The organism is Mycobacterium sp., assembly GCF_049281135.1.
Lineage (GTDB): Bacteria > Actinomycetota > Actinomycetes > Mycobacteriales > Mycobacteriaceae > Mycobacterium.
On record NZ_JBAPRN010000672.1, the window covers coordinates 1 to 25,907 of the forward strand.

24 protein-coding genes are annotated in these 25,907 nt (G+C 62.5%); 13 read left to right on the forward strand and 11 right to left on the reverse strand.

What is annotated here, in order from left to right; genetic code table 11:
• Positions 1 to 191: 191 nt before the first annotated feature.
• Positions 192 to 1,172 carry a PDR/VanB family oxidoreductase gene (locus WAN02_RS26990; protein ID WP_422268166.1) on the reverse strand — a complete coding sequence of 327 codons (981 nt, stop codon included), beginning with the start codon at positions 1,170 to 1,172 and terminating at the stop codon, positions 192 to 194.
• A gap of 105 nt (positions 1,173 to 1,277) precedes the next feature.
• The gene (locus WAN02_RS26995; protein ID WP_422268168.1) at positions 1,278 to 2,696 is read right to left on the reverse strand and encodes a cytochrome P450; all 1,419 of its coding nucleotides are present in this window, start codon (positions 2,694 to 2,696) and stop codon (positions 1,278 to 1,280) included.
• A gap of 626 nt (positions 2,697 to 3,322) precedes the next feature.
• Here WAN02_RS26995 and WAN02_RS27000 point away from each other — a divergent pair.
• Together WAN02_RS27000 and WAN02_RS27005 are read left to right on the forward strand one after the other, a co-directional pair.
• Complete coding sequence (locus WAN02_RS27000; protein ID WP_422268170.1) at positions 3,323 to 4,078, forward strand: SDR family NAD(P)-dependent oxidoreductase; 756 nt, start codon at positions 3,323 to 3,325, stop codon at positions 4,076 to 4,078.
• A gap of 85 nt (positions 4,079 to 4,163) precedes the next feature.
• Positions 4,164 to 5,252, forward strand: a complete 1,089-nt coding sequence (locus WAN02_RS27005) for a zinc-binding dehydrogenase (RefSeq protein WP_422268172.1) — start codon at positions 4,164 to 4,166, stop codon at positions 5,250 to 5,252.
• 222 nt (positions 5,253 to 5,474) lie between these two features.
• Here the strand turns inward: WAN02_RS27005 and WAN02_RS27010 are convergent, their stop codons facing one another.
• Positions 5,475 to 6,275 carry an enoyl-CoA hydratase-related protein gene (locus WAN02_RS27010; protein WP_422268174.1) on the reverse strand — a complete coding sequence of 267 codons (801 nt, stop codon included), beginning with the start codon at positions 6,273 to 6,275 and terminating at the stop codon, positions 5,475 to 5,477.
• Between the two features lie 317 nt (positions 6,276 to 6,592).
• Here WAN02_RS27010 and WAN02_RS27015 point away from each other — a divergent pair, with 317 nt between their 5' ends.
• The 5 genes from WAN02_RS27015 (at position 6,593) to WAN02_RS27035 (ending at position 11,623) form a co-directional block, all read left to right on the forward strand.
• Positions 6,593 to 7,846 (forward strand): amidohydrolase family protein, encoded by a 1,254-nt coding sequence (locus WAN02_RS27015; protein WP_422268176.1) that lies wholly within the window; start codon positions 6,593 to 6,595, stop codon positions 7,844 to 7,846.
• 12 nt (positions 7,847 to 7,858) lie between these two features.
• A complete protein-coding gene (locus tag WAN02_RS27020; RefSeq protein ID WP_422268178.1) occupies positions 7,859 to 8,512 on the forward strand; it encodes an enoyl-CoA hydratase/isomerase family protein in 654 nt (217 codons plus the stop codon).
• A gap of 146 nt (positions 8,513 to 8,658) precedes the next feature.
• Positions 8,659 to 9,804, forward strand: coding sequence for an acyl-CoA dehydrogenase family protein (locus tag WAN02_RS27025; protein ID WP_422268180.1), 1,146 nt, complete (start codon positions 8,659 to 8,661; stop codon positions 9,802 to 9,804).
• Positions 9,801 to 10,838: an acyl-CoA dehydrogenase family protein gene (locus tag WAN02_RS27030; protein ID WP_422268182.1), complete on the forward strand. Its 1,038-nt coding sequence runs from the start codon at positions 9,801 to 9,803 to the stop codon at positions 10,836 to 10,838. The genes WAN02_RS27025 and WAN02_RS27030 overlap by 4 nt, the downstream gene beginning before the upstream one ends.
• On the forward strand, positions 10,817 to 11,623 hold the full coding sequence (locus WAN02_RS27035) for an enoyl-CoA hydratase/isomerase family protein (protein ID WP_422268184.1): 807 nt from the start codon (positions 10,817 to 10,819) through the stop codon (positions 11,621 to 11,623). The genes WAN02_RS27030 and WAN02_RS27035 overlap by 22 nt, the downstream gene beginning before the upstream one ends.
• Positions 11,624 to 11,747: 124 nt before the next feature.
• Here the strand turns inward: WAN02_RS27035 and WAN02_RS27040 are convergent, their stop codons facing one another.
• Positions 11,748 to 12,407 carry a TetR/AcrR family transcriptional regulator gene (locus tag WAN02_RS27040; protein ID WP_422268186.1) on the reverse strand — a complete coding sequence of 220 codons (660 nt, stop codon included), beginning with the start codon at positions 12,405 to 12,407 and terminating at the stop codon, positions 11,748 to 11,750.
• 382 nt (positions 12,408 to 12,789) lie between these two features.
• Here WAN02_RS27040 and WAN02_RS27045 point away from each other — a divergent pair, with 382 nt between their 5' ends.
• On the forward strand, positions 12,790 to 13,389 hold the full coding sequence (locus WAN02_RS27045; protein ID WP_422268188.1) for a cysteine hydrolase family protein: 600 nt from the start codon (positions 12,790 to 12,792) through the stop codon (positions 13,387 to 13,389).
• 825 nt (positions 13,390 to 14,214) lie between these two features.
• Complete coding sequence (locus tag WAN02_RS27050) at positions 14,215 to 14,886, forward strand: TetR/AcrR family transcriptional regulator (RefSeq protein ID WP_422268190.1); 672 nt, start codon at positions 14,215 to 14,217, stop codon at positions 14,884 to 14,886.
• 16 nt (positions 14,887 to 14,902) lie between these two features.
• On the opposite strand, the gene WAN02_RS27055 is transcribed toward WAN02_RS27050, so the two are convergent.
• Both WAN02_RS27055 and WAN02_RS27060 read right to left on the reverse strand, forming a co-directional pair.
• Positions 14,903 to 15,766, reverse strand: a complete 864-nt coding sequence (locus tag WAN02_RS27055) for a hypothetical protein (protein ID WP_422268192.1) — start codon at positions 15,764 to 15,766, stop codon at positions 14,903 to 14,905.
• 58 nt (positions 15,767 to 15,824) lie between these two features.
• Positions 15,825 to 17,087: an amidohydrolase family protein gene (locus WAN02_RS27060; RefSeq protein ID WP_422268194.1), complete on the reverse strand. Its 1,263-nt coding sequence runs from the start codon at positions 17,085 to 17,087 to the stop codon at positions 15,825 to 15,827.
• Positions 17,088 to 17,446: 359 nt separating this feature from the next.
• Here WAN02_RS27060 and WAN02_RS27065 point away from each other — a divergent pair, with 359 nt between their 5' ends.
• The gene (locus WAN02_RS27065) at positions 17,447 to 18,370 is read left to right on the forward strand and encodes an alpha/beta fold hydrolase (protein WP_422268196.1); all 924 of its coding nucleotides are present in this window, start codon (positions 17,447 to 17,449) and stop codon (positions 18,368 to 18,370) included.
• A gap of 248 nt (positions 18,371 to 18,618) precedes the next feature.
• On the opposite strand, the gene WAN02_RS27070 is transcribed toward WAN02_RS27065, so the two are convergent.
• On the reverse strand, positions 18,619 to 21,531 hold the full coding sequence (locus tag WAN02_RS27070) for an RND family transporter (protein WP_422268198.1): 2,913 nt from the start codon (positions 21,529 to 21,531) through the stop codon (positions 18,619 to 18,621).
• The gene (locus WAN02_RS27075; RefSeq protein ID WP_422268200.1) at positions 21,528 to 21,956 is read right to left on the reverse strand and encodes an MmpS family transport accessory protein; all 429 of its coding nucleotides are present in this window, start codon (positions 21,954 to 21,956) and stop codon (positions 21,528 to 21,530) included. The genes WAN02_RS27070 and WAN02_RS27075 overlap by 4 nt, the downstream gene beginning before the upstream one ends.
• A 288-nt stretch (positions 21,957 to 22,244) precedes the next feature.
• Between WAN02_RS27075 and WAN02_RS27080 the strand changes: the two genes are divergently transcribed.
• Entirely contained in the window at positions 22,245 to 22,823 is a 579-nt protein-coding gene (locus tag WAN02_RS27080) for a nuclear transport factor 2 family protein (protein ID WP_422268202.1), read from the forward strand.
• 87 nt (positions 22,824 to 22,910) lie between these two features.
• Positions 22,911 to 23,672, forward strand: coding sequence for a 3,4-dihydroxy-2-butanone-4-phosphate synthase (locus WAN02_RS27085; protein ID WP_422268204.1), 762 nt, complete (start codon positions 22,911 to 22,913; stop codon positions 23,670 to 23,672).
• Here WAN02_RS27085 and WAN02_RS27090 read toward each other — a convergent pair.
• A complete protein-coding gene (locus WAN02_RS27090) occupies positions 23,669 to 23,803 on the reverse strand; it encodes a hypothetical protein (protein WP_422268206.1) in 135 nt (44 codons plus the stop codon). The genes WAN02_RS27085 and WAN02_RS27090 overlap by 4 nt on opposite strands.
• A 280-nt stretch (positions 23,804 to 24,083) precedes the next feature.
• On the opposite strand from WAN02_RS27090, the gene WAN02_RS27095 reads away from it, so the two are divergent.
• Positions 24,084 to 24,485, forward strand: coding sequence for a nuclear transport factor 2 family protein (locus WAN02_RS27095; protein ID WP_422268207.1), 402 nt, complete (start codon positions 24,084 to 24,086; stop codon positions 24,483 to 24,485).
• A gap of 257 nt (positions 24,486 to 24,742) precedes the next feature.
• Here the strand turns inward: WAN02_RS27095 and WAN02_RS27100 are convergent, their stop codons facing one another.
• The gene (locus WAN02_RS27100) at positions 24,743 to 25,198 is read right to left on the reverse strand and encodes a nuclear transport factor 2 family protein (protein WP_422268209.1); all 456 of its coding nucleotides are present in this window, start codon (positions 25,196 to 25,198) and stop codon (positions 24,743 to 24,745) included.
• A 316-nt stretch (positions 25,199 to 25,514) separates the two neighbouring features.
• On the reverse strand, positions 25,515 to 25,907 hold a 393-nt coding region (locus tag WAN02_RS27105), incomplete at its 5' end, for a helix-turn-helix transcriptional regulator (RefSeq protein ID WP_422268211.1).

Genomic DNA, 25,907 nt, shown 5'->3' on the forward strand with positions numbered 1-25,907 from the left:
GGCGAACACGTCGACGCCCTGAGCGATGTCCGGCGCTTGTGGCTGGAATGTACCGAGTAGCTGATAGGTCATGAGCCGTAGTCGCACGGGCACCTGAGATTCCAACGACATGGCTTGCAGTTTGATCTGAGGTGGAATTCGGTGGACCCGCAAACCCGATTAGCGTAAGCCGTTGCCGCGCAGAGCTGAGATCAAAGATCCAGAACAAGGCGCGGCGACTTCGAACGTCCGACGCAGATCAGCATCGTTCCTTCTGCTGCGTGCTCCTCAGGGGTCATCAGAGTTCCCCGATGATCGGGCTCACCATCAAGCACAACCGATTCACAACTTCCGCAGTAGCCTTCCGTGCACGAGAACGGGATGTCTGGACAGACGGTTTGCACCACCTCGAGGAGGGTCTTGTCCGCCGCAACCTGGAGAGTGACCCCCGAGTTCCGGAGCTCCACCTCGAAGGCGGTGTCTCCGTCGGTGACAAACCCAGCGCCAGCGCCGTCGGTTGGCGGCACGAAGCGCTCGAAGTGGAGACGCTCAGACGCGCCGGCCTCCGCACAGGCCGCCAACACCGCATCAAGCAGCGGGGCCGGCCCACAGCAATAGACCGCGGCCTCCGGCGAGAGGTCCCCGGTGATCGCCGGAACCGCCAACAGTCCGTCCACATCTTGCGGGACGATGCTGACATTGTCGCCGCCGAGGTCAGCGAGTTCATCCACAAACGCCATGTGCTCGCGGCTACGGCCGCCGTAATGGAGATGCCATCGCGCGCCACGAGTCCTCAGCTCATCCACCATCGCCTTGATGGGAGTGATACCGATTCCACCTGCGATCAGCACGTACTCGGACGCATCCACGAGCTTGAAGTGGTCGCGGGGCGTGGAGGAAATGAATTCGGTTCCAACTCCGAGTTCTTGGTAGATCTCCTCCGAGCCACCGCGACCGTCAGGTTCACGCAGCACGACGACGACATAGGTACTCCTGTCCTCGCGCGCGCCGCATAGGGAGTACTGACGCGTCAGCCCCGACGGGAGGTGGATGTCCAAGTGAGCACCCGGCGGCCACTCGGGCAGCACCTCACCCGAGGCGCTCTCCAACTCCAGCAGGAGCGCGTTCACTGCGATCTCAGCTCGGCGACGCACGCGAAGCGTGATAAGTGACTGGGTTGTGGTCTGTGACATCATTTTTCCTTGTCCGGCAACCGCTAGCCCTCGCGGCTAGCGGCCGGAAGTTTGTCGGCGTCGTGCTTGGAGGTGCGTGCGACGAGCAACTGGCGACGAAGTGTCCTAGAGGGGCATCACCACGTCGTAGCGCACGTAACGCGCCCCGCCCTCCATTGTCGTCTCAACCTGCTGAAGGCCGTCGGGATCCGGTCGCATGCCACTTGCAAGTTGCAACCGCAGCATCTTGGTCAATAGACCCTGGGCGTCATTGTCGCCGTGTTCCCAAATCAAAATCGGACGCCCCAAACACATGTGTGCGCCCCCGGCGAATGCCATCCCGAAGCCAGGAACCTTGTCGACCAGCGGAACCCGGTAGGGGTTGTACTCATCGGCAGCGTCACCGAACACGGCTGCGTCGCGATTTGCCTTCCCAACCCAGGCCTTGGCCCATTCACCCGCACTGACCTCACGCCCGCTTTCCAGGGCGGTGTCCTCCTTGGCGAGGCGAACGAGGTACGGCCGGGTTACCCGGTGGAGTCGGAGCGTCTCAGACATACACCTGTTGAGGAACTCTCGATCCTCCACGCGCTCCCGGTCCTCCGGGTGCGCATCGAGCCACGGCAGAACATCGTCAAGGCCGTACACGGCGAACACGACCGGGTTGTTGACCGACGCAGCCAGAAGTTCGGTCATCTCGCGAAAGATGGCGGTGTCGTCAATGTTGTCCAGATCTTCTTGGACCACGATCATGCTGGTGATCAGGTCGCCCGGGAGAGCATCCTTCTTCTCCGCGTCGTCACCCGCCGCACGCACCAGGTCAAGCCGCCGTTGAAAACTGGGCAGATAGGCCTCCTGACGAATCTGAGCGACCGCATGGCGTACTTCCTGCAAGACCTTGTCCCGGTGTTCGCGATCGACGTAGTCAAGGACAATCCCCGTCACAAGGTGGGTCGATACAGCCCGGAAACGCTCGATGTCCTCCTCCGTCTCGACCTGATCGATACCGATCATGCCGGCGATCAAACGCCAGTAGACACGCGCTGCGAAGTCGAAGAGATCGAAGCTGACCACGCTGGCACCGGGTTCAGCCTGTTGCTTGGTCAATCGAAGGTAATGGTCGAAGATCTCGTCGAACGCCTTGCCTTCAGCACCCCAGGGCATCTTCGGACTGAGCATCCGCGCCATGGCCTTGCGGCGGTTCAGATGTGGGCGTCCGTCCATCGCAATGAGGGTTCCGTCCACGAACTCGAGCGAGTCCTGATAGCTGCCCTCCATGCCGAAGGAACGACTCCGCAGCATCTCTTCAACGTCGCTGTAGGTCGTCAGATCGACTCCCGAATCACGGTCAAAGGCGATCGGCGGGTGGCCCGCGGGAAGGTCCGTTACCTCGTCCGTCATGTCATTCAACCTCACTCGTGATTCACAGCCGCCCTTGTAGCGGAATCTGTCAGCAAATATTCGAGGCCCGCCAACGCATGCGATTTCAACCAAGGCCTTAGACGCCGACGCACGACCAATGGATCCTGTTTCGAGGATAGGCAACCAGCCTCAATTTTGTCAACGGTTACGTTGACAGAATCCGGATTGAAGCACCAAATGAGGGTGTGTGTGGCGATCGCGCGATGGCGATGTCGCCGCTTCGGTTCGTCGAGACCACCGCTCTTCAGTTGGGTTACGAGCTCGGCGATCCCCAGCGTGCTGGGGTCGGCTGGTTTACGACTGACACCGCGACCGTGTGGCATTCACGTTTTTGCTCGTCAAGTTGCTGGTCGACCTCATTCGGGGGAGTCGTAGCGCGCCGTTAGCGCTCCGCCTCCCCGGCGCCGGGTTTCCCTTCCGACGAACGCGGTGACTACCGGGCCAGGGGCGTCCGGAGCGGGGAATGTCAACGTATGTGTTGACGTAGCTTATTGGCGGGTCTTACGCTCGTTTTCGTGACCGGTCGTTGTGCGCCAGGGAATTTGGCGACGTGGTCCGTCGGTCGGCGGCGGATGCGGTTCGTGCGGTAATGCGGATCGCGACTGGTCACTCGAAGAGCGGTCCTTGATGTCCAACGGCACTCGACGGGGTTCGTCCGGACGACCCGCCTCAGTGAATGACCCAATACATCCCGCCACGGGGTGTCTCGACTCGAGTGGCTCCGGATACGACATAGCGAGGGAAGCTCAATGACAGATCTGCACGGCAAGGTCGCGGTGGTCACCGGTTCGGCGCGTGGGATCGGCAAGGCAATCGCTCTGCGCTATGCCTCCTGCGGGGCGCACATCGTCGTGAACCACTGCGGAGATGCGACGGACGCAAACGAGACACTTCAGGAGATCCGCGACCTCGGTGCCGACGCGATCGCGATCCAGGCGGACGTATCCAGTGTGAATGACCTCGATCGTTTGTTTGCCGAAACGCTAGCCCGGTTCGGGAAGGTCGACATCGTGGTCGCAAATGCGGGCGTCGAAATCATGGGCCAGCCGATGCTGGATGCCAGCGAAGAAGACTACGACCGGTTGTTCGCGGTCAATGCCAAAGGTGCCTTCTTCACCCTCCAGCGTGCGGGGAAGTACGTGAGCGACAACGGCCGGATAATCTACATTGGTTCGACCGCGACCGTCGCCGCCTACCCTGGCGTGGCGCTGTACGGGTCGAGCAAGAACGCAGCCCGGTACGCGGCAGCGGTACTTGCCCTCGAGGTCGGGCGCCGGGGTGTCACCGTGAACACCATCCTCCCCACCGCGATCCAGGGTGCCGGTGTCTTCACCCACGTAACCCCCGATGACCCCTTCCTCCAAGAAAACGCGGGCACGCGGCCGATCGGTGCCAGGATGGGACTGCCCGCCGATGTCGCCGATGCTGCTGAGTATCTCGCCGGTGACCTCGCCACCTGGATGAGCGGGCACGAGTTGCACATCACCGGCGGCGCTCCGCAGTAACCCGCCGAGCTGAGTCGAACACCGTCGAGTGCGGGCCGCTCGGCACATTCGTCCGCACTCAACGTTCAGATCAGGAGAAGTAGACATGAGGGCTGCAGTCGTCAACGGCATCGGCCAAGGATTCGTGATCGAGGACGTTGACATTGCTGAACCCATCGGGCGTGAAGTGCTCGTGCACGTCAAGGCAGCAGGGCTTTGTCACACCGACCTGACGATCGCGAACCACGGGCTGGGATATCAGATGCCGTCCGTGCTTGGCCATGAAGTCGCCGGGGTGGTGTCCGCCGTCGGCCCGGACGTCACTCAGATACGGGTCGGGGACCATGTGATCGGATGTCTCCTCCAATCGTGTGGGATGTGCACCAAGTGCCGTATGGGTAAGCCCTACCAGTGCACTGATCCACACAGCACCGAACGCTCCGGAGGTGGGCGACTGACCAGAGCCGGAGAGCCTCTCTCACAGATATTCGGATTGGGCGGGTTCGCCGAACAAGCCTTGATCCACGAGAACCAGTTGGTCAGCATCCCGAAGTCTGTGCCGTTCCCGCAGGCAGCGCTGATTGGTTGCGGAGTCCTCACCGGGGCAGGTGCGGTGCTGAACACCGCAAACGTGGGCACCGGCGAAACGGTCGTGGTAATCGGTGCGGGCGGTGTCGGCCTGAACGCCGTCAACGGTGCCGCGATCGCCGCTGCTGGGAAGATCATCGTGATTGACATCGATGATCAGAAGCTGGCGAAATCCCGCCGCTTCGGGGCCACCCACACCGTCAACTCTGGCGCCACCGATCCCGTCGCTGCGGTCCGGGAGATCACCGGCACCGGAGCCGACCACGTATTCGACTTCGTCGGAATTCCCAGCGTCTACGAGCAGGCCTTGGCGATGCTCGCCGTCGGAGGGGCACTGTTCCTCGTCGGAACCACAGACCCCCTGACCGCCATCCAGGTCCCCATCGTCTCCGCCGTCCTGAATCAGATCCGGGTCCAGGGCGTGAACTTCGGCTCCGCCAACTTCACCCGCGACATCCCGGTCTACTTGGACCTGTATGGACGGGGAAGGATGAACCTCGACGATCTCGTGTCCAGAGAAATCAGCCTGGACGAACTTCCCGCCGCGCACGACATGCTCAACGACCCCACCGTAACCCGGGTAGTGGTGACCAGATTCGAGAAGTAGCCCCGTGCGCTCGAACCACCATCACGGTGTTGACAACTCGGCCGGCCGGGACCTCACCGACGGGATGTCAGCGCGCCCATTCGCGACGAAACAGTAACCAGCTCCAGCCCTTTCCCGAGCTGTGGCACACCAAGGGGTGCTGGTCGCAGCCGCGAAAGCCAGCTGCGTTTCGGCGCCCATGCAGCACAACGTAGTTGGCCGCCGCCGCGACGAGGAGGCGCTTCACGTTCTCCAGGTTGTCTGCGCGAGCGGCGCGAATTGCGGCCTGCGCTTGTCCCGAAACGCCTGCACGCCTTCGCGATGGTCGGCGGAGGTCAGTGCGGAATCCATCAGTTCTGCCGCCTGCGCGTAGGCGTCCTCCAGTGTCAGCAGATCGGCGTCGAGAAGCTGACGCTTGATAATTGCCCAACTCGAGGGCGCCGCCGAGGAGACGAGCAGCTCGGCGTAGTCGCGCGCCGCGCGGAGGGCTTCACCGTCGGGTACACAGCGGTTGACCAAACCCATGGCTTGCGCCTCGGCGCCGCGCACAGCGCGCCCAGAGAGCAAGAGATCCAAGGCATGGGTCCGTCCGACGAGTCGGGGCAGTAGCCACGAGACCCCGTGTTCGGCCACGAGGCCAAGTGTGGCGAATGACGTTTTCAGAACCGCGCTTTCGTCACAAAACCGCATGTCACACGAGATCGACAAGGCAAAGCCTATCCCGGCGGCGGCACCGTTGAGCGCAGCAATCAGCGGCTTGGGGTACGCGGCGAGCTCACAGAGCCGCCTGCGGACTGATCGGTCCGGACGTGCGTCAGGAACGCTGCCTAGCAACGACATCGACGCGCCGGCGCAAAAGCCGCGGCCGGCCCCGGTGATGATGACCGTTCGTACGTTCGGATCGGCCGCTGCAGCGTCGAGGGCGGCGAAGAAGGCGGCTTCCAGGTCGTAGGTCCAGGCGTTGAGTTCGGCCGGCCGATTCAGCGTCAGCTGCAGGATTCCGCTGGCGTCGTGCTCGACGAGCAGCACCTCGGAGGAGTTCATACCCTGTACGCTAGCGACCGCAATGTCCAAATTTCAACTATTGCGTTGAGAAGTCGACCATTTATGCCCGGCAGCCGGATGGGGACCATCCCGGCATGCCCGGGTTGGTTTGAACAGTCGGCTCTTTGTGCCCGCACCCGCGAACTGCATTATGGTCAACATGTGTGTTGACTAATCGTGCTAGCGCGACTTATGCTGCGCGTGTTCTGGCGGAGCCCGGGTCGTCGCTTGTCATCGACCCGCCCGGCGCGGCGCCCCGCAGCAGCGATCCCTGAATTGCGCCCGGGGTTTGCGTAAATCGCGCTTATGGAGGCATGGTGACCGAGCTATCCGAGTCCACTCTGCGACTTCTCGACCAGACGCTCGATATCGACGCTCATGAGATGACGCCATCGCACCTGTGGGGCGACGTGTTCGGCGAGGCCGCGGCCCGTATCGCCGAACTCGCCGAGCCAGTCCTGAAGAAGACCGGCGCCAACGATTTCTACAACCCCAATGTCTCAGCCGACGACGAGGACATCACCGACGGAAACGTGTGGAACATCAGAGGCACTCGCGCGCCCGGTGCCTTCGACATGAGCCGGCGCCGATCGGTCATGGACGTGATGGGTGTGCAGCGTCAATTCGTGTTCCCGAGCTTTGCGCTGTTCGCCGTGCACCTCTACGTCGGCAACGAGGCGATGCACCGGGACCGTTACGGCTTGACGCTGCCCGAAGAGGAGATTCGTGCGCTCGGCCTCGCGGGTATCAACGAGTACAACGAATGGGTCGTTCGCGAATCGGCCAAGGACCCAGAGCGCATCCGCCCTGTCGCATACCTCAACGCCGAGAACTCGCCCGCGGAACTCTACGAGCAGGCTAAGGATCTCATTGACCGCGGAGTCCTGGCAATCAACCTGCCGGCCGGGCATCCGCCGGGCGGTTGCTCACCGGCCAGTGAGGATCTCGAGCCGCTCTGGACCTTGTTGGAGGCGCGCAACATCGCGGTACTGGTGCACGTCGGTGGTGAGTTCGGCTTCCTGAAATCCCCAGTGTGGGGCCGAGCTCCGGCGTTCAAGCCGGGCAAGGTGGAAAGCAACGAACTGGGTTCCGAGCCCTTTTCGTTCGCCACCATCTCCCTGGCGATCTGTAATTTCCTGACCGCCCTGACGATGGGTGGGGTCTTCGAACGTCACCCGGATCTTCGGTTCGGTGCCATCGAGATCGGCGCCGGTTGGCTGGGCCCGTGGGCTGACAACTTGGATATGTGGGCGCGCGACGTGTATGCGGTCCGGATGAAGCCGTTCATCTCGAAGCTGCCCTCGGAGTACATCGCGACGAATGTCCGGGTCACCCCGTTCAACAACATCGAGCCGATTGACACGTATTTTCAGCGATACCCGCACCTGGCGACCAGCTACTGCTTCTCCACGGACTACCCGCACATCGAGGGTGGAACCGACATCAAACGCAAGTTCGTCGACCGACTCGCTCCACTGGGTGAGGACATCATGCAGAAGTTCTTCCGCACCAACTCCGAGCTGCTGCTGCCGTCGTTGCCCACGATCACCGGCGAGCCGGTGCGCGCGTAGATGATTCGGCCAATGAGTGAAGGCAGCGAGTTGGCAACACAACCAACGGGTTTCGTTGATACAGTCGAGGTCGGCTCTGGTCCCAATGTCATTCGAATCCGGTTGCAGCGGCCGCCCGTCAATGCCCTCACAGTTCAGGTCATTGATCGGTTGCGCGCGCAATTTGCGGCGATCCACGATGATCCGCGACCGGTCCTGCTCTGCGGTCTGCCCCGCGCCTTCTCCGCCGGATTCGATGTCAAAGCCCCGGCGGACGACCCGCAGATGGCCAGCGATGCCGCCACCGCATGTCTTGACGCCGTGCGCACGCATCCCGGTCCCATCATCGCGGCGGTGGAAGGCGCCGCCGTCGGCCTGGGTCTGCTGATCGCTGCCTCGGCCGATATCCTCGTCACGTCGCGGTCCGCGACGTTTCGCATGCCGGAAGTCACCCTCGGGATCGCCAGTGACGTCGATGGCCTACGCCGGTTCCTGCCCGAGATGTGGGTGCGGCGACTGTGCTTGTCGGGTGAGCCGTTCACCGCGGAGCAGTTGCACCTCGAGGCCGGCGGAGCGATGGTCTGCGAACCGGGAACATGCGAGGCCACTGCCGAAGCGATTGCCGGGCAACTCGCCGCGCTGCGGCCGCAATTCGTTCGAGACGCGAAGCTACAGCTCAGGCGATGAAGATCTGATGACGCGACCCAAAGTTCAACATCAGTGTTGACTAACTCACCGCGGTTCCGTACGGTGACAACGATGTCAGCCAATGGTTTCGCTGACCGGCGCCCAGTTCGTCGGTAGCGCGGGCCTGCACAGAGGTCGAGGTGTAGATGAAACTGCCGCTGCTGCACGCCGGCGAGCTGCCTGCCACGCTCGGCGATCTGCGCGGCGAGGTGCGCCAGTTCCTGGCAGAGGAACGCGCCGCTGGCCGCTACGCGCCTCGATGTGACTGCTGGCTGGTGGGATTCGATGAACGCTTCTCCCTGGCCCTCGGGCAGCGGGGCTGGATCGGCACGACGTTCCCCAAACAGTACGGGGGCGCCGGCGCCGATCCGCTGACCCGCTTCGTCATCGCAGAAGAACTCCTTGCCGCGGGCGCCCCTGTCGCGGCGCATTGGATCGCCGATCGCCAGTCGGGCCCATCCATCCTTCGTTTCGGCACCGAGGAGCAACGGCACCGCTACCTGCCCGGCATCGCCAGTGGCGAACTGTTTTTCGCGATCGGGATGAGCGAGCCCGATTCCGGTTCTGATCTGGCCAGCGTCCGAACCCGCGCCGAACGGGTGGACGGTGGCTGGGTCGTCAACGGCACAAAGGTGTGGACCAGTCATGCCCACCATGCCCACCACATGCTGACCTTGGTGCGGACCTCAGCACTGGATCCATCGCAGCGTCACGCGGGGCTGAGTCAGTTCATCATCGATATGGCCAGCCCGGGGGTGTCGTGCAACCCGATCGAGCTGATCAGCGGAGCGCACCACTTCAACGAAGTGGTGCTGAGCCAGGTGTTCGTCGGCGACGAGCAGGTCCTGGGGACCGTCGGTAACGGCTGGATGCAAGTCACCCATGAGCTGGCCTACGAGCGTTCTGGGCCCGAACGCATCCTGAGCACTTATCCGCTGCTCGAGGCTGCGCGCGATGAACTGGCCAAGGATCGGGCCGGCCGACGCCTGTTGGCCCGACTCAGCGCAGAACTGTGGACGCTGCGCGCCATGTCGATCGCGGTTGCCGTCGAACTGGCCGCTGGTCACACCCCTAATGTCGAGGCGGCCACCGTCAAGGATCTCGGCACTCAATTCGAACGCAACCTTGTCCACGCGGTGGCCGAAGTCCTCGACATCGAACCTGATCCCAGTCAGCCCGGCACTTTGCCGCACATGCTCGCCGAAGCGCTGCAGCAGGCTCCGGGCTTCACCCTGCGCGGCGGCACGAACGAGGTACTGCGCGGGGTCGTCGCCAAGGCGGTGGTCGCATGAGCACGGAAACGACAGAGCTGCTGCGTGATTCAGTGATCGGAGCATGCGGTGAGCTCGCCGACACCGGTTGGCATCCGCAGGCGTGGACCGCCTTGGAAGAGATCGGTGTGACGGCGCTGGTGGTGCCCGAAGCCAATGGCGGCGCCGGGGCAACATACGCCGACGCCGCGGTAGTGCTGCCTGCGCTGGGGTCACTGGCGGCGTCGCTGCCGATCGTGGAGGTCGGGCTGATGGCCGGGTGGCTGATGACACTGGCTGGATCGCAGCTACCGACTGGTGTGGTGACCGCAGCGATGGCCGACGACATCGACGCCCAGCCGTCGGGCGACGGCTGGCTGCTCTCGGGTCGAGTGCCACGAGTGCCATGGGCCCGGCACGCCGATCACTTGGTGATCCTGACGCGACTGGCAGCCGGTTGGTACGCCGCGGATCTGCCATGTGTCGGACTCGACATGCGGCACGGTGTCAACGTCGCCGGCGAACCGCGGGACGACGTCGTCCTCAGTGACGTGGTGGTATCGGACCACCAGATGCATTGGCTCGGTGAGACCGACGCACTTGGCGTGGAATTCCGGCGGCGGGGCGCGTTCGGGCGGTCACTGATGATGGCCGGTGCCGCACAGAGCGTCTACGCGTATACCGCCCGCTATGCCGGTGAGCGGCAACAGTTCGGGCGGACGCTGGCGGCGATGCCCGCGGTGCAGCAGATGCTGGCGCAGCTGGCCGCTGAGACCAGCGCGATGACCGTGGCGGTCGAAGCGGCCGCACTGGCCCTCGATCGTGACCCGATGCAGACCTGGGCGCTGGACGCTGCACGGATCCGGGCCGACGCTGCGGTGCAAACCGTGGCGGCGATAGGACACCAAATCCACGGCGCGATCGGGTTCACCCGCGAGCATCCCCTACATCGGCTGACCACCCGACTGTGGGCGTGGCGTGAGGAATATCGAAACCAATCGGCGTGGGCTGACGTGTTCGGCGAAAATCTCTGTCAGAAGGGCGATCTCACACTATGGCATCAGCTCACCTCGTAGCCGACGATGACCTCGTCTATGAGACTCGCGGCGCGATCGGTCTGATCCGGATCAACCGGCCAGCACAACTCGGCGCGTTCACCTGGACGATGCTGGACCGCTGGGCGCAGGCGCTCGCCAGCGCGCAAGACGACGAGGCGATCCGCGCGGTGGTGCTCACCGGCACCGGTCGCGGCTTTTGCGCCGGCGTCGACCTTGATGCGATGGCGGCCGTCGAACCGACCCCCCTGGCCCGCAAGCGGGTGCTCACAGACCGGGTCCACAAGGTGGCGCGCGCGGTCGCCGATCTCGACAAACCGCTCATCTGCGCGGTCAATGGGCTGGCCATCGGGGCCGGAATGGACATGGCGCTGATGTGCGACATCCGGCTGGCGGCAGAATCTGCTCAGTTTTGCGAGGGTTATATCAATGTCGGCCTGGTGCCCGGCGACGGTGGAGCGTATTTCCTTCCGCGCATTGTCGGGGTGGCGCGCGCGCTCGAACTGCTATGGACCGGCGACACCATTTCGGCGTACGAGGCATGCGATCTAGGAATCGTCAGCGATGTGTACTCGGACGATCATGTCCTCGACGCGGCACTTGGGCTTGCCAACCGCATTGCGGCGAGGTCACCGATCGCGGTGTCGATGATCAAACGCGCGGTCTATCAGTCGCAGACCATCGACCTGCGAACCAGTCTGGACCTGATCTCATCGCACATGGGCATCGTCCAATCAACCTCCGATTGGGCGGAGGCGAGGCAAGCGTTTCGGGAACGACGGGATGCCGTTTTCATCGGCGAGTAGGCCGTGTTGTCTCACCAGTCCGCCAAGTGCGACCAGAAGTTCGTCCGTCAACGTGGCGTCGCTGCCCTCACGAGCGGGTGTGGTGAATGGACCTGCGCAGCAACAACTATCAGCTTTTGCTCCGTCACGGCTCGGCCGATATCCCATTGAGAATGGTGTCCGCCATCGCGTTGGCAACACCTACGCCGTCGAATTCTCCCTCGGGCTGAAACCAACGTGACGTCCAGTTCAGCATCCCGACCACCTGCTTGATGACAATCTTGACGGGAGTATCGACCGAGAACACCCCAGTGCCGATTCCATCGTGCAGTATCCGGTCGAGCAAGGCCTCGAATCGACGGCCCGATTCCACTGTGGCCTGGTATAACTCGGGCCCCAGCACCTCGGCTGACCCGCTGGCCTGAAAGAAGATATAGAGCTGAGGGTAGTGTTTTTCGAATGCCTGCATCACCGTCGACATTGCTTCGCGCAGGCGCACTTCGGGCGGACTCGTACTGGCAGCGACGGTGTCGACTCGGTCGGAATAGTCGGTCAGCCCATCGAATATGAGGTCCCGGTAGATCGCGTACTTGTCCTCGAAGTAGTAGTACATGGTGGCCCGGTCGACCTTGGCGTGTTTGGCAATGAGACCAATCGTGGTCTTGCTCGCGCCATGACGGTGCAAAACCTGGCTGCTGGCACGTAGAATCTCGGCCCGCTTTGCGCTGTACTTGTTGCGGTCATTGGCTTGAGCCGACTGCCTCTTAAGCGAAAGTGACGACGGCACTCCATCGGAATCAGTCATTGCCGCCAGCCGCAAAGAGCGCTACCACAACATCTTTCGTCCTGTGGGCAACAGTCCAACAACCGGCATACATAACCTCGATCATCGCACAGTCTGCTGCCCTACGCACGGTGTTTCAACGACTGTGTTGACTTTAGCGGGCATGTCTCTTTATCATCAGGGGTGACTCGCAACGAGCGTGCGCGTGTGATTCGCCTCGAAGTCGGGCGTCCGCTACGTCGCAGATGAGTGCGCGCTCTAGCGGCGCGCACGCATTGCACGACGGCGCCGGTGTAGAAGCGGTTGCCGGAGTCCGCGCGGCGTCGGCGCCGCACGCAAACGAGGTACACCCTCACCATCACACAACGAGACTCACCATCACACAACGAGAGTGGAGATCCTAATGACCAACGCGGTACCCGAACTCAACCCGTCTACTACGGTGCTGCTGCTTATGGACTTCCAGTACGCCATGGTCGGTGCGATTGGTGAAGAGGCTGCGACTCCCGTTATCGCAAATGCGGTCGCGGCGCTCGAGTGGGCCCGTGCCAACGGGATCCGGGTCGCGCACATACGGTTGGGATTCGAAACGACTGAGGCCGCCGAAATTCCAGATACCAACAAGAATTTTGCGCCCGTGCGGAGCGCAGGCATGCTGCTCACTGGCTCGCCTGAGGCTGAGATCTTCGACCTGCTCAAGCCGGCGGACGACGAGCAAGTGTTCCGCAAAACGCGCATCGGGGCCTTCAGCACCACGTCGTTGGGGTCTTGGCTTGGGGAACACAACATCGACACGCTGGTGCTGGCTGGCATTACGACAAGCGGCGTGATGCTATCGACCGTCCGCGAAGCGTCCGACCGGGATCTGCGCGCAGTAGTCTTACGCGATGCGACCGCCGACTTCGACCCGGTGGTCCACGAAGTACTGGTTGAGCGAGTGTTTCCCGCTACTGGCGACGTTGTCTCTACGGCCGATCTGACGACGCAAAAGCTGGCCGGGTAGCAGGAGGATCCACCAGCGGTTGGTGCCCAGACCCGTGAGTGTCTTTGGCATGTAACAGGATATGTTGCTTCAACATACATGTTGATTTTTGGGATAGATCGCCGTAATCTAGCTGACATCCTGTCCGGGGGAGCGATCAAGCACACATAACAGAACTACGGCAAGACCAGAACTACAGCGGGTTTGCATCACGAGTCTGGATGGGTCGACGCAGTATTCAGGCCTCTGGATGCGATGGCGAAATCTGGTTTCCTACCAACGACCGCATCGACGTCGCGATGCGACAGTTTTCCGAGAACAGCTTGCGGTGTCTGACGGAAGGGCACGACGGTGAAGACGGAGTTATGCCAACCGCGCGAAGTCGGTATGACGCTGGTTTGCCCGGAATGCGACCTCGCGGTCGTGATCCTCGATATCGGCGATGCTGCCAACGCGACCATGACGTGTCACACTCTGATGAAGCGCGCGCGGCCGGTGCGTTGCTGGCGTGTGTACCGGCAGCCGTCTGGCGCCACTATGCTGGCTGGCACGTTATACACCGACCTACCCTCAGGTCTCACCCTGCGGTGTACCCGTCCCGGGGTTGGCACGGTACGTCTTTCTGGTCGGCAGCTGAGCCCGGCGAACGTGCAGCAAATCAGACGCACGGCCGTCTAGCGGCACGCCTCCGAATCGTGCGTCCTTCGTCTACGTATTCGTTGATCCGCTCACCGCGCAGCGTCGCATATCCATCAGCAGCTGAGGTCCGCTCGTCGGCGCTATCTTGAAGGAATATGGCAGAATAACCAATTGGTGTTGAGCGTCGCACGATGGCAAGGGAGTTGTATGGCAAAGGCTCAGAAGCGTCCGCCAACACTCGCGATGAAACGAACCACTGCGCAGGACAAAGACCGTGCGCAGTACGGAGCCAAGCGGGAATCGATCCTTCACGCCGCGGGGCCAGTCCTGCAGCGCGAGGGAATCAATGGCGCAACGATGGGGGCGATCGCCAAAGAAGCCGGGGTGGATCGGGCCACGATCTACTACTACTTCGAGGATAAGCAAGAGATTTTTCGGACGGCGATTCATGATGGCCTGACGGAAATGATCGCGGACTTGGAAGCTGTCGCGGTCAGCGGCCATTCGGCGGAGGTTCGGCTGCGAGACTCGATTCGGGCGGTCATGCGGGCCTACGAGCGCCACTATCCGCAGTTGTACATCTTCTTTCAGGACGGCGCGACATCGTCGATCATCGACAACCATCTGAATGCCGAGATCCTGGCATCTGGTGCGCGATACGAGGCGCTGGTGGAGGCCGCGGTCCGCGACGGTGTTGAATCGGGGGTGTTCGCGACCCCGTTGCCACCAAGGATGTTCGCCAAGGTGGTTGTGGGAATGCTGAATTGGACCTCGCGCTGGTTTGTGCCCGGTGGCGCGATGGGCGCCGACGACATCGCTGACGGGATGGCCGAAACGGTGTTACGCGGGATCAGGGTCAGAGCCGGTCGGAAGCGCTGACCGCAACGCCCGTGGTTCAGTCGGCCGACCCCAGGGTGATTCGGCTGGACGGCTGGGGAAAATGCACCATCAACAGCTCGCTCTTCGCGCTCGCCTCGATCTTGGCGCTCTCGCCCGGCTCGATCCAGACTCCGGTCAGTGCCCCGAAGCTAAGACTGTCGTGCGTGAAGCTGCCGCCCGTGGTGAACAACAGAGTCGGGCGCCGGTCATTGTCAGTCAGCTGGACATGTAGCGGGCCGTCCTGCACCCACTGCACCGTAGAGATTTCGAGCGAGATCTCACTGAACACGCCGAGCCGACGGCTGCGCGTTGCCCCGTCCGGACTGCTCCAGCCGAACGCAGACGGCGTCATCAACACAGGCTGCTTGTAGCGCGGCGGCTGCGGCACGTAGGCCCGGCCGAAGACCTTTTCCCAGATGGCGTTGAGCGGGTCAATCTTGTATGGGCGACCTTCCTTGTCGACCGACTGGTAGAAACCGTCCTTGAATTCGCCGGTTTCTTTCAGCTCGGCAACGGCCGCATTGCTCTGCGCCGCCGTGATGTAGCGGTCACCCCACTGCGCGATCAGGATTAGCGCGTCGGCGCATGTCTGAGGGCCGTAATAGGCATTAGCCGGAAAATACCCGACATCGCCCTCCTCGAGAACATCGAAGCCGAGGTCCATGTGGCCGGAGACCGCGAACCGCAGCTGCTCGAAGTCGTGGCGGTGGCGAATGGACTTGTAGGTGTCCTCACCCCCGCTGAAGAGTTCGATCCGGATGTCGTAGTCGACTTCGCGCACACCTTCTGCGCCGCGAATCATCTTGCGGTAGATGTCCCCGCCACGAGTGTTCGGGACGATGAGGTCCCACGTCAGTTGAGTGGTGTCGACGACGTGCATCAGCTGTTCCTCTCAGACGACTCTCGGCCGGCGACTCCGAAAACCGAGCGCAGCACGATCACGAGGGAATCAGCGGACGATCCAGATCACCGCGGTAGGACGGCTGCACCTCTGGCGGGCTGAGGATGTCTGCCTCATCCAGACCTATGGAGTCCGAAACAGTCTTCAGTGCGTCGAGGTCGAAGCCGTACACCGCAGCCGCGTTCTCGCTGAACATCCTCCGGGCCTCGGCGGCGGGGACGTGCTCGGCGCCGAAGGTGGCTTTGATGTAGTTCCCGGTGCCATGACGCCAGGCACCCTCTGAGTGCGGGAAGTCGATTCCGATCATCATCTTGTCGACGCCGATGCGATCGCGAGCGCCTATCTCGGCGCGCGAGAAGATCGACGAGCCCAAATAGCACTGGCGCTTCCAGTATTCGCTGGGCCGCATCGGTATGACATCGCGGATGTCCCGGCGCAGTTCGCTGCGTTCGTAGGCGTGATCCATGCGCTTGAGCGAGCCGAGCACCCAGTCCGAGTGGGTCTCGGTGAAGACGACGGTCAGGCGCGGGAATCGCTCCAGGATGCCACCGAAGACAAAAGCCGGCAGCAGGTTGCGTGCGCCGATGAAAATCTCAGATCCGATCATCGCTCGCGACGCGGTGAGCGTCGGGGCACCGGCAGCCTGCGGTATCGCGTTCGCGATCGCCACGTGGACGTTGGCGACGAGTTCCAACTCCTGCATAGTGGCCCAGATCTTGTCGTATTCGGGGCGGAACAGCCGATCGTCGTTGGGCAGCGCCGGTATCGCGACTCCGCCGAAGCCGAGCTGCTTGACAGCCTTGATCTCCTCCACCGCGGCGTCGATATCGTGGAAGCTGATGGCAGCCATTCCGACCCAGCGCTCGGGGGCGGTCGCGCGGAAATCGGCCAGCCATCGGTTGTAGGCGCGGTAACCCGCATTGAGCTGGTCGAGGGTCGGCGGGGCCAACCCAGCCGTGGCGGCATGCGTCGGCGAAGACATCACGAACGGCGTAGCGAATTCCTGGAACAAGACCTCGGCAGCGATCCCCTCGCGGTTCAGCTCGGCGAGCCGTCGCTCGGGGTTCCATGCGGCATCCAACCGGCCTTGGTCGGTGACATTCTTCTGCCACTCCGCGGCGGCGTCCGGGTCGAGCCGGGCGGCGACGTTTGTCGCGTCAAAAGTGACCACGCCGTGTTTGGCGTACTCGATCAGGAACGCATCGAAATCTTCCAGATAAGCCGACTCGAGGTAAGGCCGGTGGTCGGCCATCCGAGCCGCGACGTGACCGTCACTGGAAATCAGCGTTACTCGACTCATAGCGGCGAACACCATCCAATCGCGCGCCACTAGCGCGCCACTACGCGGGACAATCCTGCACGAGGATCATGGGTTTTTTCTGACACCCCAACAGTAGCCCCGACCTCCAATTGTTGTCAACAGTTCTGTTGAACTTTTTGATAAGACCGCTGGATCCCAGTCGGGCAGCGTTCTCCCGCTGTGCATTCGGTAAAATGTCGGGCGTCCATGCCGCAGCGCTGACCGGGCGACGCTACCTTCATCCGCGTCACCCTCAACATCGGAAAATGCCTGCGCGTCACGGCGACGCAGCGCCGATGCAGGCAACGAAGTGCCTCGGCGCTCTTGACCTTGGCCGCGCCCTGTAGTTCCATCGCGGCGTGGCTACAATTGCGCCGGCGATGCCGGTGCGCACGCTCGCGACGTCGGTCCTGTCAATCGGTTATCACGACATCGGCCAGGGCCCAGCGGTCGTTTTGCTACACGGGTTTCCGTATGACATTCACGCATACGCCGAGGCCGCTCCGATCTTGGCCGACAAAGGATTTCGGGTGGTGGTGCCCTACCTGCGCGGGTACGGAACTACGCGGTTTCGTGACCACGCCACCCCGCGTAGCGCCGAACAGGCCGCGCTGGCCAGCGATCTCATCGACTTGCTCGACGGGGTCGGCCTGTCCCGGGCAATCTTCGCCGGCTTCGACTGGGGAGCGCGGGCGGCGTGCGCCGCGGCCGCCCTATGGCCGCAGCGTTGCAGCGGCCTAGTCTCGGCCGGCGGATACGCGCTGCACCACGTCGGTTCCTCGGCGACGCCGACAACGCCAGAACGCGAAGCCGCTCTCTGGTATCAGTATTACCTGCTGTCGGAGCGGGGCCGCGCGGGGCTGACCATCTATCGGCGCGAATTCGCCCGACTGCTGTGGCATGAGTGGTCGCCGCGGTGGCACTTCAGCGAAGAAGAATTCGCCCGATCGGCCGCCGCCTTCGACAACCCGGACTGGGTCGAGGTCGTACTGCACAGCTACCGCTACAAGTTCGGGATGGTGCCGGGCGACGAGCGCTACACCGAGCTGGCCAGCCGGCTGGAGGAGCAGCCGCCGATCGAGGTGCCGACACTGACGCTCGATGGCGGAGCACACGGGGTAGTGCCAGGCTCGGACGGTGGCCGATGGGCGAGTCTTTTCCTGGGCCAATGGGAGCATCGGGAGGTGCCAGATGCCGGACACAACATACCGCAAGAAAACCCGCAGGCCTTCGCCGAGGCGGTGCAGACGGTGGGCCGATGGGGTGCCAATCAGCGCCGCTGAGCAGCGTCAGACCTTATCGGCCGATGCACAGCAGGCGTGCGGCGAGACGGCATGGGGCTGCTGAACTCTGGCGCCGTGGGTAAGCGGACAGCTTGAGTCATATTTGCGCACAAAATGTTTGGATGTGTCGCGCGCGGCCCGCGAATGCCATATGTGCGCAATTCTTTTGAAGTCGAAGTCGGCGTGCGACGGCCTGGCCGGCATCAGTACCGCTGCCGTCATCCCCACATTGAGCGCTCTATCCAACCTCATTGTCCCCCTGGGGGATTGATCGCGCTGACCGCTAGCGGCTGGGTTGCGGCCGGGTCCACACCCACACGGCTGCCAGTTGCCGGCGCTGGGGCGGCGTGGGTATAGACGCGCCGCGGCCACCAGAACCAGCGGCCCAACAGCGCGGCGATCGACGGCGTCATGAATGAACGCACCACCAGGGTGTCGAAGAGCAGTCCGAGCATGATGGTGGAACCGATCTGGCCGGCGATGCGCAGGTCGCTGGCCAGCATCGACCCCATGGTGGCAGCGAACACCAGCCCGGCGGTGGTGACGACGCTGCCCGTGCCGCCCATGGAGCGGATGATGCCGGTTTTCAGTCCGGCATCGATCTCTTCCTGGAACCTGGAGACCAGCAGCAGGTTGTAGTCCGATCCCACGGCCAGCATGATCACGATCGCCATCGGCAGCACCAGCCAGTTCAACGGCATGTGCAACAGGTGTTGCCACACCAGCACCGAGATTCCAAAGGAGGAGCCCAGCGACAAAGCGACGGTGCCGACGATGACCGCGGAGGCGATCAAGCTTCGGGTGATACCGAGCATGACCATGAAGATGAGGGCGATCGACGCGACGATCGCGATCATCAGGTCGAACATGGCGCCGTCGTGCATGTCCTTGTAAGTAGCCGCAGTGCCGCCCAGGTATAGGTTGGCACTCTCCAAGGGCGTTCCCTTCACCGCCTCGACGGCGTTTTGCATGATCGTGTCGATGTGTGAGATGCCATCGGGAGTTGCGGGATCGCCCTTGTGGGTGATGATGTACTGGGCCGATTTGCCGTCCGGGGACAAGAACAGTTTCAGACCCCGTTGGAAGTCGGGATTTTCAAACGCCTCGGGCGCCAAGAAGAAGGTGTCGTCGTTGTGCGAGTCATCGAACGCCTTGCCCATGAAGGTCGAGTTCTTGGTAAGGGCATCCTGCTGATTCATCAGTCCAGCGAAGGTGCTCGTCGCCGCCATCGTGAGCGCTCGGGTCGTCTTCAAGGTGAAGTTCAGTTGGGGCAGTAGAGCATCCAGCTGTGGCACGATGATGTCGAGTCTGTCGATGTCCTTGGTGACGTTGCCGATGTCGTCGCTTAGCGCGTCGACGCCATCGAGGCTGTCGAACAGCGATCGCAGCGACCAGCACATCGGGATATCGAAACAGTGCTTGTCCCAGTAGAAGTAGCTGCGCAGGGGTCGCCAGAGGTCGTCGAAGTCGGCGATGTGGTCGCGCAAGTCGTTGGTGTCGGACTTGATCTGATGGGTTTGGCCGTCCAGATCGTGTGTGACGCCGGCGAGCCGGTGGGTGAGGTCGGAGATGCGTTGAGTGATGTCAATCGTCGCCTGCAACTCATCGCTGACCTTCGTCAAATTAGCCACGGCATCGTGCAGATATTGCAGGTTTTCGACGATGTTGGCGGCTTGCAGACTGACTTGGAACGGCACCGAACTGTGGTCGATGGGCGTGCCCAGTGGTCGCGTGATGTCTTGCACGCGGGCAATACCCGGAATGTGGAACACGTTCTTGGCAACTTTGTCCAGCACGATCATGTCGGCCGGGTTGCGCATATCGTGGTCGGACTCCACCATCAGCAGCTCGGGCTCCATGCGGGCGGGCGGGAAGTGCCGGTCTGACGCGTGATATCCCACATTGGCGGGCGTGTCAGCCGGAATGTAGTAGCGGTCGTTGTAATTGGTGGTGTACGCCGGTAATGCCAGTAGGCCGACCACTGCCACGACGGTGGTCGCGGCCAGCACCGGGCCGGGCCAGCGCACCACGGCGGTGCCTATGCGGCGCCACCCGCGCTCGCGCTGAGCTCGTTTGGGGTCGAGCACACCGAAGCGGCTGACCACGACCACGATCGCCGGGCCCAGGGTCAGTGAGGCCGCCAAGACCACCAGCAGGCCCAGCGAACACGGCATGCCGAGGCTTTGGAAGTAGGGAAGCCGGCAGAAACTCAGGCACGCCATCGCCCCGGCCACCGTCAGGCCTGATCCCACGATCACATGGGCGGTGCCGGAAAACATGCTGTAGTAGGCGGCTTCACGATCCAAACCCCTAGACCGGCCCTCCTGATATCTACCCACCCAGAAGATCACGTAGTCGGTCGAGGCCGCGATCGCCAGCGCGACAAGCAGATTGACGACAAACGTGGACAGCCCGATGAGATTGCTGTTGGCCAGCACCGCGATCACACCCTTGGAAACCTGCAACTCGATTCCCAGCGTCAATAGCATGACCAGCGCAGTCGATATCGATCGATACACCACCAGCAGCATCACCGAGATGACCACCAGCGTGACAACGGTCATCTTCTTGACACCTTTGTCGCCGTACTCGCGGCGGTCGGCGGCCAGCGGACCGGGGCCGGTGACATAGGCCCTGATCCGGGGCGGCGGCGGTACGGAGTCGACGATGCGCTCGACCGCGGCGACCGATCGGTTAGCTTCGGTGCTGCCCTGGCCGCCGCGCAGGTTCAGTTGCACATAGGCGGACTTGGCGTCGGCGCTTTGTGAGCCCGCCGCGGTCAGCGGGTCGCCCCAGAAGTTGTTGATGTGCTCGATATGGGTTTTGTCCTGCGACAGTTTGTCGATGATCTTGTCGTAGAACCGGTGTGCCTCATCACCGAGCTTGTCTTGACCCTCCAGCAACACCATTGCGGTGGTGTCGGAGTCGAACTGCTGAAAGTCCTTGCCGATGCGCATCATCGCGACCGTCGACGGCGCATCCTTGGCGGTCATCGCCACCGAGTGCGCCGCGGCGACCTTGTCCAACGACGGGGCGATCACATTGACCAGTACGGTCAACCCGATCCAAACCAAGATGATCGGCACCGCAAGTACCCGGATCGTGCGGGCAATGAGCGAGGGTGTTGGCGCCTCTGTGAGCGAGCTGTGGCGACTGGTCATGCAGACTTCACCAGGCAGGAGGTTTGCGCGTGGTACCTGTTCTCCGACTCCTGGTCGCGCACAACACCGTTGACGGTGATACGGCAGCCAATGGAGTCGCCGTCGCCCTGTGCGATCACGTTCGCCAGCACCGCCGTCAGCGTGGTCACGATCTCGAATGACCAGGGCAGCGTCACCTCGGCGACGCGCTGCGGCTGAGCCTGCTCATCCAAATAGTTGATGTCCGCCACCGTGCCAGGTGCGCCGAAAATCTCGAGGAGAACGTGTTTCGGATTGAACTGGATGATCGCATCGGCGTTGCCGCTATCCGGTGTGTACCTGCTTGAGCCGAAGACTCCATGCAGCCGCGCGACCGTGAGCGCAGCGATCGCCACGACGACCACCATGACGAGCGGAACCCAAAATCGCGCGACAAGCCGAGTCATCGCACTCCTTCCGCTGAGGCTGTATGAACGTTGCCCTGAGGCTCGGTGGACGACCCAGCCAGATGTGTTGACATTGCACGTCCAACGTCAGCAGTCATTGTCGTTGGCTCGTGAACATCTTGTCAACAGATGCGTTGACTAATCACCCGACCCGCTCCGACGACGCGGTCGTTAGCGCTGTCGCAACCCAGGGTTGATCAATTTGGCCGTTGGCAGATGTGGCGGAACTAACCACAAATTTCAACAGAGCTGTTGATTTTTGAAGTCGCGCCATCTAATGTGTCCGTTATGACCGGCACAGATGCGATTCGAATGCTGCTCGACGAGCGTGAGATTCGGAACTGCGTCATGCGGTACTGCCACGGGGCGGACCGGCAGGACTGGACGACGATGGCCGACTGTTATACCTCCGAAGCCATCGATGACCACGGAGCCTTCCAAGGTACGGCCGCGCAGCTGGCCAAGTACCTCGAAGGGAAGGCATCTTCGCGTGGCGCCAAGCAGCACTACGTGGCGAATCAGCTGATCGAGATCGACGGTGACGATGCGGTCAGCGAGGCGTACTACCTTTGCTACATCGAGTTCGTCGACGATATCGAGTATGCCGGCGACGGGGCGCACGCCGTGCTCATCGGTGGACGATACGTCGATGAGTTGAGGCGTGAATCTGGGACATGGCGGATCAGCAAGCGCACCTCGGTCGTCGATTGGAGTCGCGACCTTGGAGCTCCAGCGCCCTGGGATGCGCCCGCCGCCAAAGGATTCGTGCGCGGCCGCCGCGATGGCACCGACCCAGGCCAGCTCGCCTTCGCTGAACTTCGCAGCAAGCGGTCATCAGTTTCTCGGCCGCATTTGGCTGGTTCTTGAGGACGCCAGCGTTGTTGAGCTGACGGCCGGAGACTTCGTCATCCTGCGTGGCGTGCAGCACACGTGGACCAACCCAGGGAAGGAATCATGTCTGATGTCCGTCGTACTGGTCCGCTCGCATTGACCAGCTGTCTCGTCCTCGACCTTTCGCTACCGACGCAGTCGCTTGAGGAAAACCTGCCCCCACTGCCTCTCGGCACCGAACGTCCGACGTTAATGATGCCGGCTCGTAAACACGCTGCTGACAAGGCAATTCGCGAGGTTGCCGCAGGCCGACCCGTGATTGTCTACGGCGGCGACCAGCAGGACGGCGAGGCCGACTTGGTGTTCGCCGCGGGGCTGTCCACCTCAGCGCAGATGGCATCATGTGTGCGGCTCACAGGTGGCTTTGTGGGCGTAGCTCTCGCCGCAGAGCGGTGCGATGAACTGCGGTTGCCGCCGCAACATTGGTCTCAATTCGCACATCGGCGTCCCGAATGCGTGGCCGTCGATCTGGTCGGTGTCGGCACCGGTATCTCGGCCAAAGACAGGTCACTGACCGCTCAGGCCCTGGCCAACCCGTGCACGACGGCTGAACAACTCACCCGGCCGGGACACGTAATTCCGTTGCGCGCAGGTGTCGGGAGCGACTGTGTCGATGCCGCGGTCCGGTTGGCGCTGTTAGCAGGTCAGTCAGGGGCTGCCGTGGTCAGCCGGCTGGTCAGCGAAAAGGATCCGACCACCATGGCGAAGGGGCCTGAGATTTCTCAGATCGCCTTTCGGCACCAGCTGTGTGCTGTCACCGTCGCCGAAATTCTGGACCGCCCAGACTTTTCCATTCCTCGTCGGTTGGCCTCGACCGGAACCTAACGGCCGACCATTTGCATGCCCGAGTCGGTGACGTTGTGGCTGAAGGCGATTCCGGTAACGATCGAATCTGCGGCGCCGATGGTGCTGGACAAGCTGACCCAGGGCCTAGAGCGGTTCGGTCCTTTCTTCATGCGAAGTTACTGCGGCAGAGACAGGCCAGCGTCACTGCCTAGCGGCGAGGGGCGAACTCATCTTTGCGCGCCCGTTGCCGAGGGTCGGGGCAGTAGCTGCTTGACCTCAGCTGGCCAGCGGATCCGCCCAGAGCGGTGTTGGCCGAAACACCGACAACGTGGAGGCGGTGTCCCGCGTGACATCGACGGTGGCCGACGAGATCGCGACGATGAGGGGGTGCTACGTCGCGGCAGGATCTGGCGTCGACGGAACTTGCACATCGGGGAAAGGACTGCCGACATGAACTCGACCGACCAGCGCAACCGGGATCTGGTGCGAGCGGTCTATGAGGCGTCATTCTCTGGTGACGTCAACGCTTTCCCTGCTGCCATGCATGAGGATTTTGAGGAGTATGTGCCACCCGTGCTGCTGTGGGGAGGATTGCATCGTGGACCGAAGGCGTTCGTCACCAACGTGCTGCCAAAGTTGGCGGCTGCTGTCGACTTCGCCAGTATGCGCATCATCAGCATTTCCGCCGACGGCGACCATGTCGCCGCTCTTTTGAATGCCCGCTCCGTCGGCGGTGACGAACTCTGGATCGCCGAACACTGGACCTTGCGCGGCGATAAGTTCTTGCGCCTGCGGGTTTTTTACTTCGACACGCGACCGCTCGAATCGCCGGGCAGACCGAGCGACTCCTAGCCGCCTGGCGTGAACCGACCTCGCGATCGGTTCGATGAAAGAGATCGTCGCGCGCGCCCTGCGCTACCAGAGTTCGGCGAACCCCACATCGTGCGCGAGGATTTGGGTGGCGAACCCGGCGCGCCGCTGCACCAAATACGTTGAGCGCCCGCCACGTGTGTGAAGTCAGCTGTCGCCCGACGCGACGCAGTTGGCGTGTAACAGCTGAGGTGCCACGTGGTGGCGTTGACGGCCTGCGCCGTTGGCTTAGGTCTTATTCAAAGCGCACGGGTTTCGGTCCAGTCGATTACGACTTGGCGTTGGCGGATTAACCACTTGCCGTTGCTTTTGACAAACGAGTCCAGGTAGCGAATCGCCGTGATTGTCAAGCTGCGCGCCGTTTTCAGGCTGCCTGGAGGTTTCTCGTCAGCACCGAGTTCGTGCACGTGGCAGTAGGTCACCGCGGAGGCCCTGGGGTCGTCGATCCTTGTGCAGCTTTGGCCATTGAAGTGCATGGTGGCTCGATAGCTTTTGAGTTCGTCAAATACCGGCGCCAGCGCCGCGCGTCCCCGAAATCTGTTGGTCGGTTCGGAATTCATGCCGCCGGCGAACACGACAAGCTCGGTGTCCTCGGTAAACAGTGCCATCTGACCGGCGACATCGCGCCGATCTGCGCAATCGGCATAGGCATCGACCAATTCACGAATTGCCGAGTCGTCAGCCAGTCCTAGCATGGACGGATCCGCGTGATTTCCCCGCTGCCGCATGCCAGTCGCCACTGTGCACTCCCTTCCAGCCGAGTCGGCCCGCAGACAACTCTGGGCCGCATTGCTCCGTTAAAACCGTTTGCGCCGGCGGTTTCATGGTCGCCGTGCCTGCCGTCGCCGTCGAGGTGGGGTGCGACACTTCCACTGCTTCGTCGGTGTAGCCGGGCACACCGCGAAACCCATCGAACCCGTGGTCGCGACGCGAATGGTGTCTCTACCGCGAGGGCTTGATTGGTATCGGCCTGAAGATGTTGAGTCCACTGACGCAAAACCGTCGGCGGCGTTATTTGCCCTCGTCTTGGTTGGCACGCCGGTAGCCTCCGGGGGCGATACCCATTGATCGTTTGAATGCCTTGCCGAAGGCGAACGGTGACCCGTAACCAACACGCGCCGCAACCGATTCGATGGGCAAGTCGGTTTCGCGTAACAGTCGCGCCGCGACTGTCATCCGCCAGCGGGTCAGATAGGTCAGCGGCGCCTCGCCGACCAGGGTGCGGAACCGACGGGCAAGCACCGTCCTGGAAACGCCGCCCGCCGCGGCTAGTTGGGCCACGGTCCATTGTGTGCCGGGGGATTGCTGGATGTTTTCTAGCGCGGCCCGCACCGCGTTGTCGCGCAGCGCACCCGCCCAGCCCTGCGCGCCCCGCGCGGCCTCACGGGCATACCACGATCGGAG

Coding starts and splice junctions, on each gene's coding strand:
- WAN02_RS27040 (WP_422268186.1), bottom strand. CDS start 12,407: ATGACTGATTCCGATGGAGTGCCGTCGTCACTTTCGCTTAAGAGGCAG.
- WAN02_RS26990 (WP_422268166.1), bottom strand. CDS start 1,172: ATGTCACAGACCACAACCCAGTCACTTATCACGCTTCGCGTGCGTCGC.
- WAN02_RS27085 (WP_422268204.1), top strand. CDS start 22,911: ATGTCTGATGTCCGTCGTACTGGTCCGCTCGCATTGACCAGCTGTCTC.
- WAN02_RS27035 (WP_422268184.1), top strand. CDS start 10,817: ATGGCATCAGCTCACCTCGTAGCCGACGATGACCTCGTCTATGAGACT.
- WAN02_RS27025 (WP_422268180.1), top strand. CDS start 8,659: ATGAAACTGCCGCTGCTGCACGCCGGCGAGCTGCCTGCCACGCTCGGC.
- WAN02_RS27070 (WP_422268198.1), bottom strand. CDS start 21,531: ATGACCAGTCGCCACAGCTCGCTCACAGAGGCGCCAACACCCTCGCTC.
- WAN02_RS27055 (WP_422268192.1), bottom strand. CDS start 15,766: ATGCACGTCGTCGACACCACTCAACTGACGTGGGACCTCATCGTCCCG.
- WAN02_RS27095 (WP_422268207.1), top strand. CDS start 24,084: ATGAACTCGACCGACCAGCGCAACCGGGATCTGGTGCGAGCGGTCTAT.
- WAN02_RS27000 (WP_422268170.1), top strand. CDS start 3,323: ATGACAGATCTGCACGGCAAGGTCGCGGTGGTCACCGGTTCGGCGCGT.
- WAN02_RS27090 (WP_422268206.1), bottom strand. CDS start 23,803: ATGAAGAAAGGACCGAACCGCTCTAGGCCCTGGGTCAGCTTGTCCAGC.
- WAN02_RS27005 (WP_422268172.1), top strand. CDS start 4,164: ATGAGGGCTGCAGTCGTCAACGGCATCGGCCAAGGATTCGTGATCGAG.
- WAN02_RS27100 (WP_422268209.1), bottom strand. CDS start 25,198: ATGCTAGGACTGGCTGACGACTCGGCAATTCGTGAATTGGTCGATGCC.
- WAN02_RS27060 (WP_422268194.1), bottom strand. CDS start 17,087: ATGAGTCGAGTAACGCTGATTTCCAGTGACGGTCACGTCGCGGCTCGG.
- WAN02_RS27010 (WP_422268174.1), bottom strand. CDS start 6,275: ATGAACTCCTCCGAGGTGCTGCTCGTCGAGCACGACGCCAGCGGAATC.
- WAN02_RS27075 (WP_422268200.1), bottom strand. CDS start 21,956: ATGACTCGGCTTGTCGCGCGATTTTGGGTTCCGCTCGTCATGGTGGTC.
- WAN02_RS27020 (WP_422268178.1), top strand. CDS start 7,859: ATGAGTGAAGGCAGCGAGTTGGCAACACAACCAACGGGTTTCGTTGAT.
- WAN02_RS27050 (WP_422268190.1), top strand. CDS start 14,215: ATGGCAAAGGCTCAGAAGCGTCCGCCAACACTCGCGATGAAACGAACC.
- WAN02_RS27030 (WP_422268182.1), top strand. CDS start 9,801: ATGAGCACGGAAACGACAGAGCTGCTGCGTGATTCAGTGATCGGAGCA.
- WAN02_RS27045 (WP_422268188.1), top strand. CDS start 12,790: ATGACCAACGCGGTACCCGAACTCAACCCGTCTACTACGGTGCTGCTG.
- WAN02_RS27080 (WP_422268202.1), top strand. CDS start 22,245: ATGACCGGCACAGATGCGATTCGAATGCTGCTCGACGAGCGTGAGATT.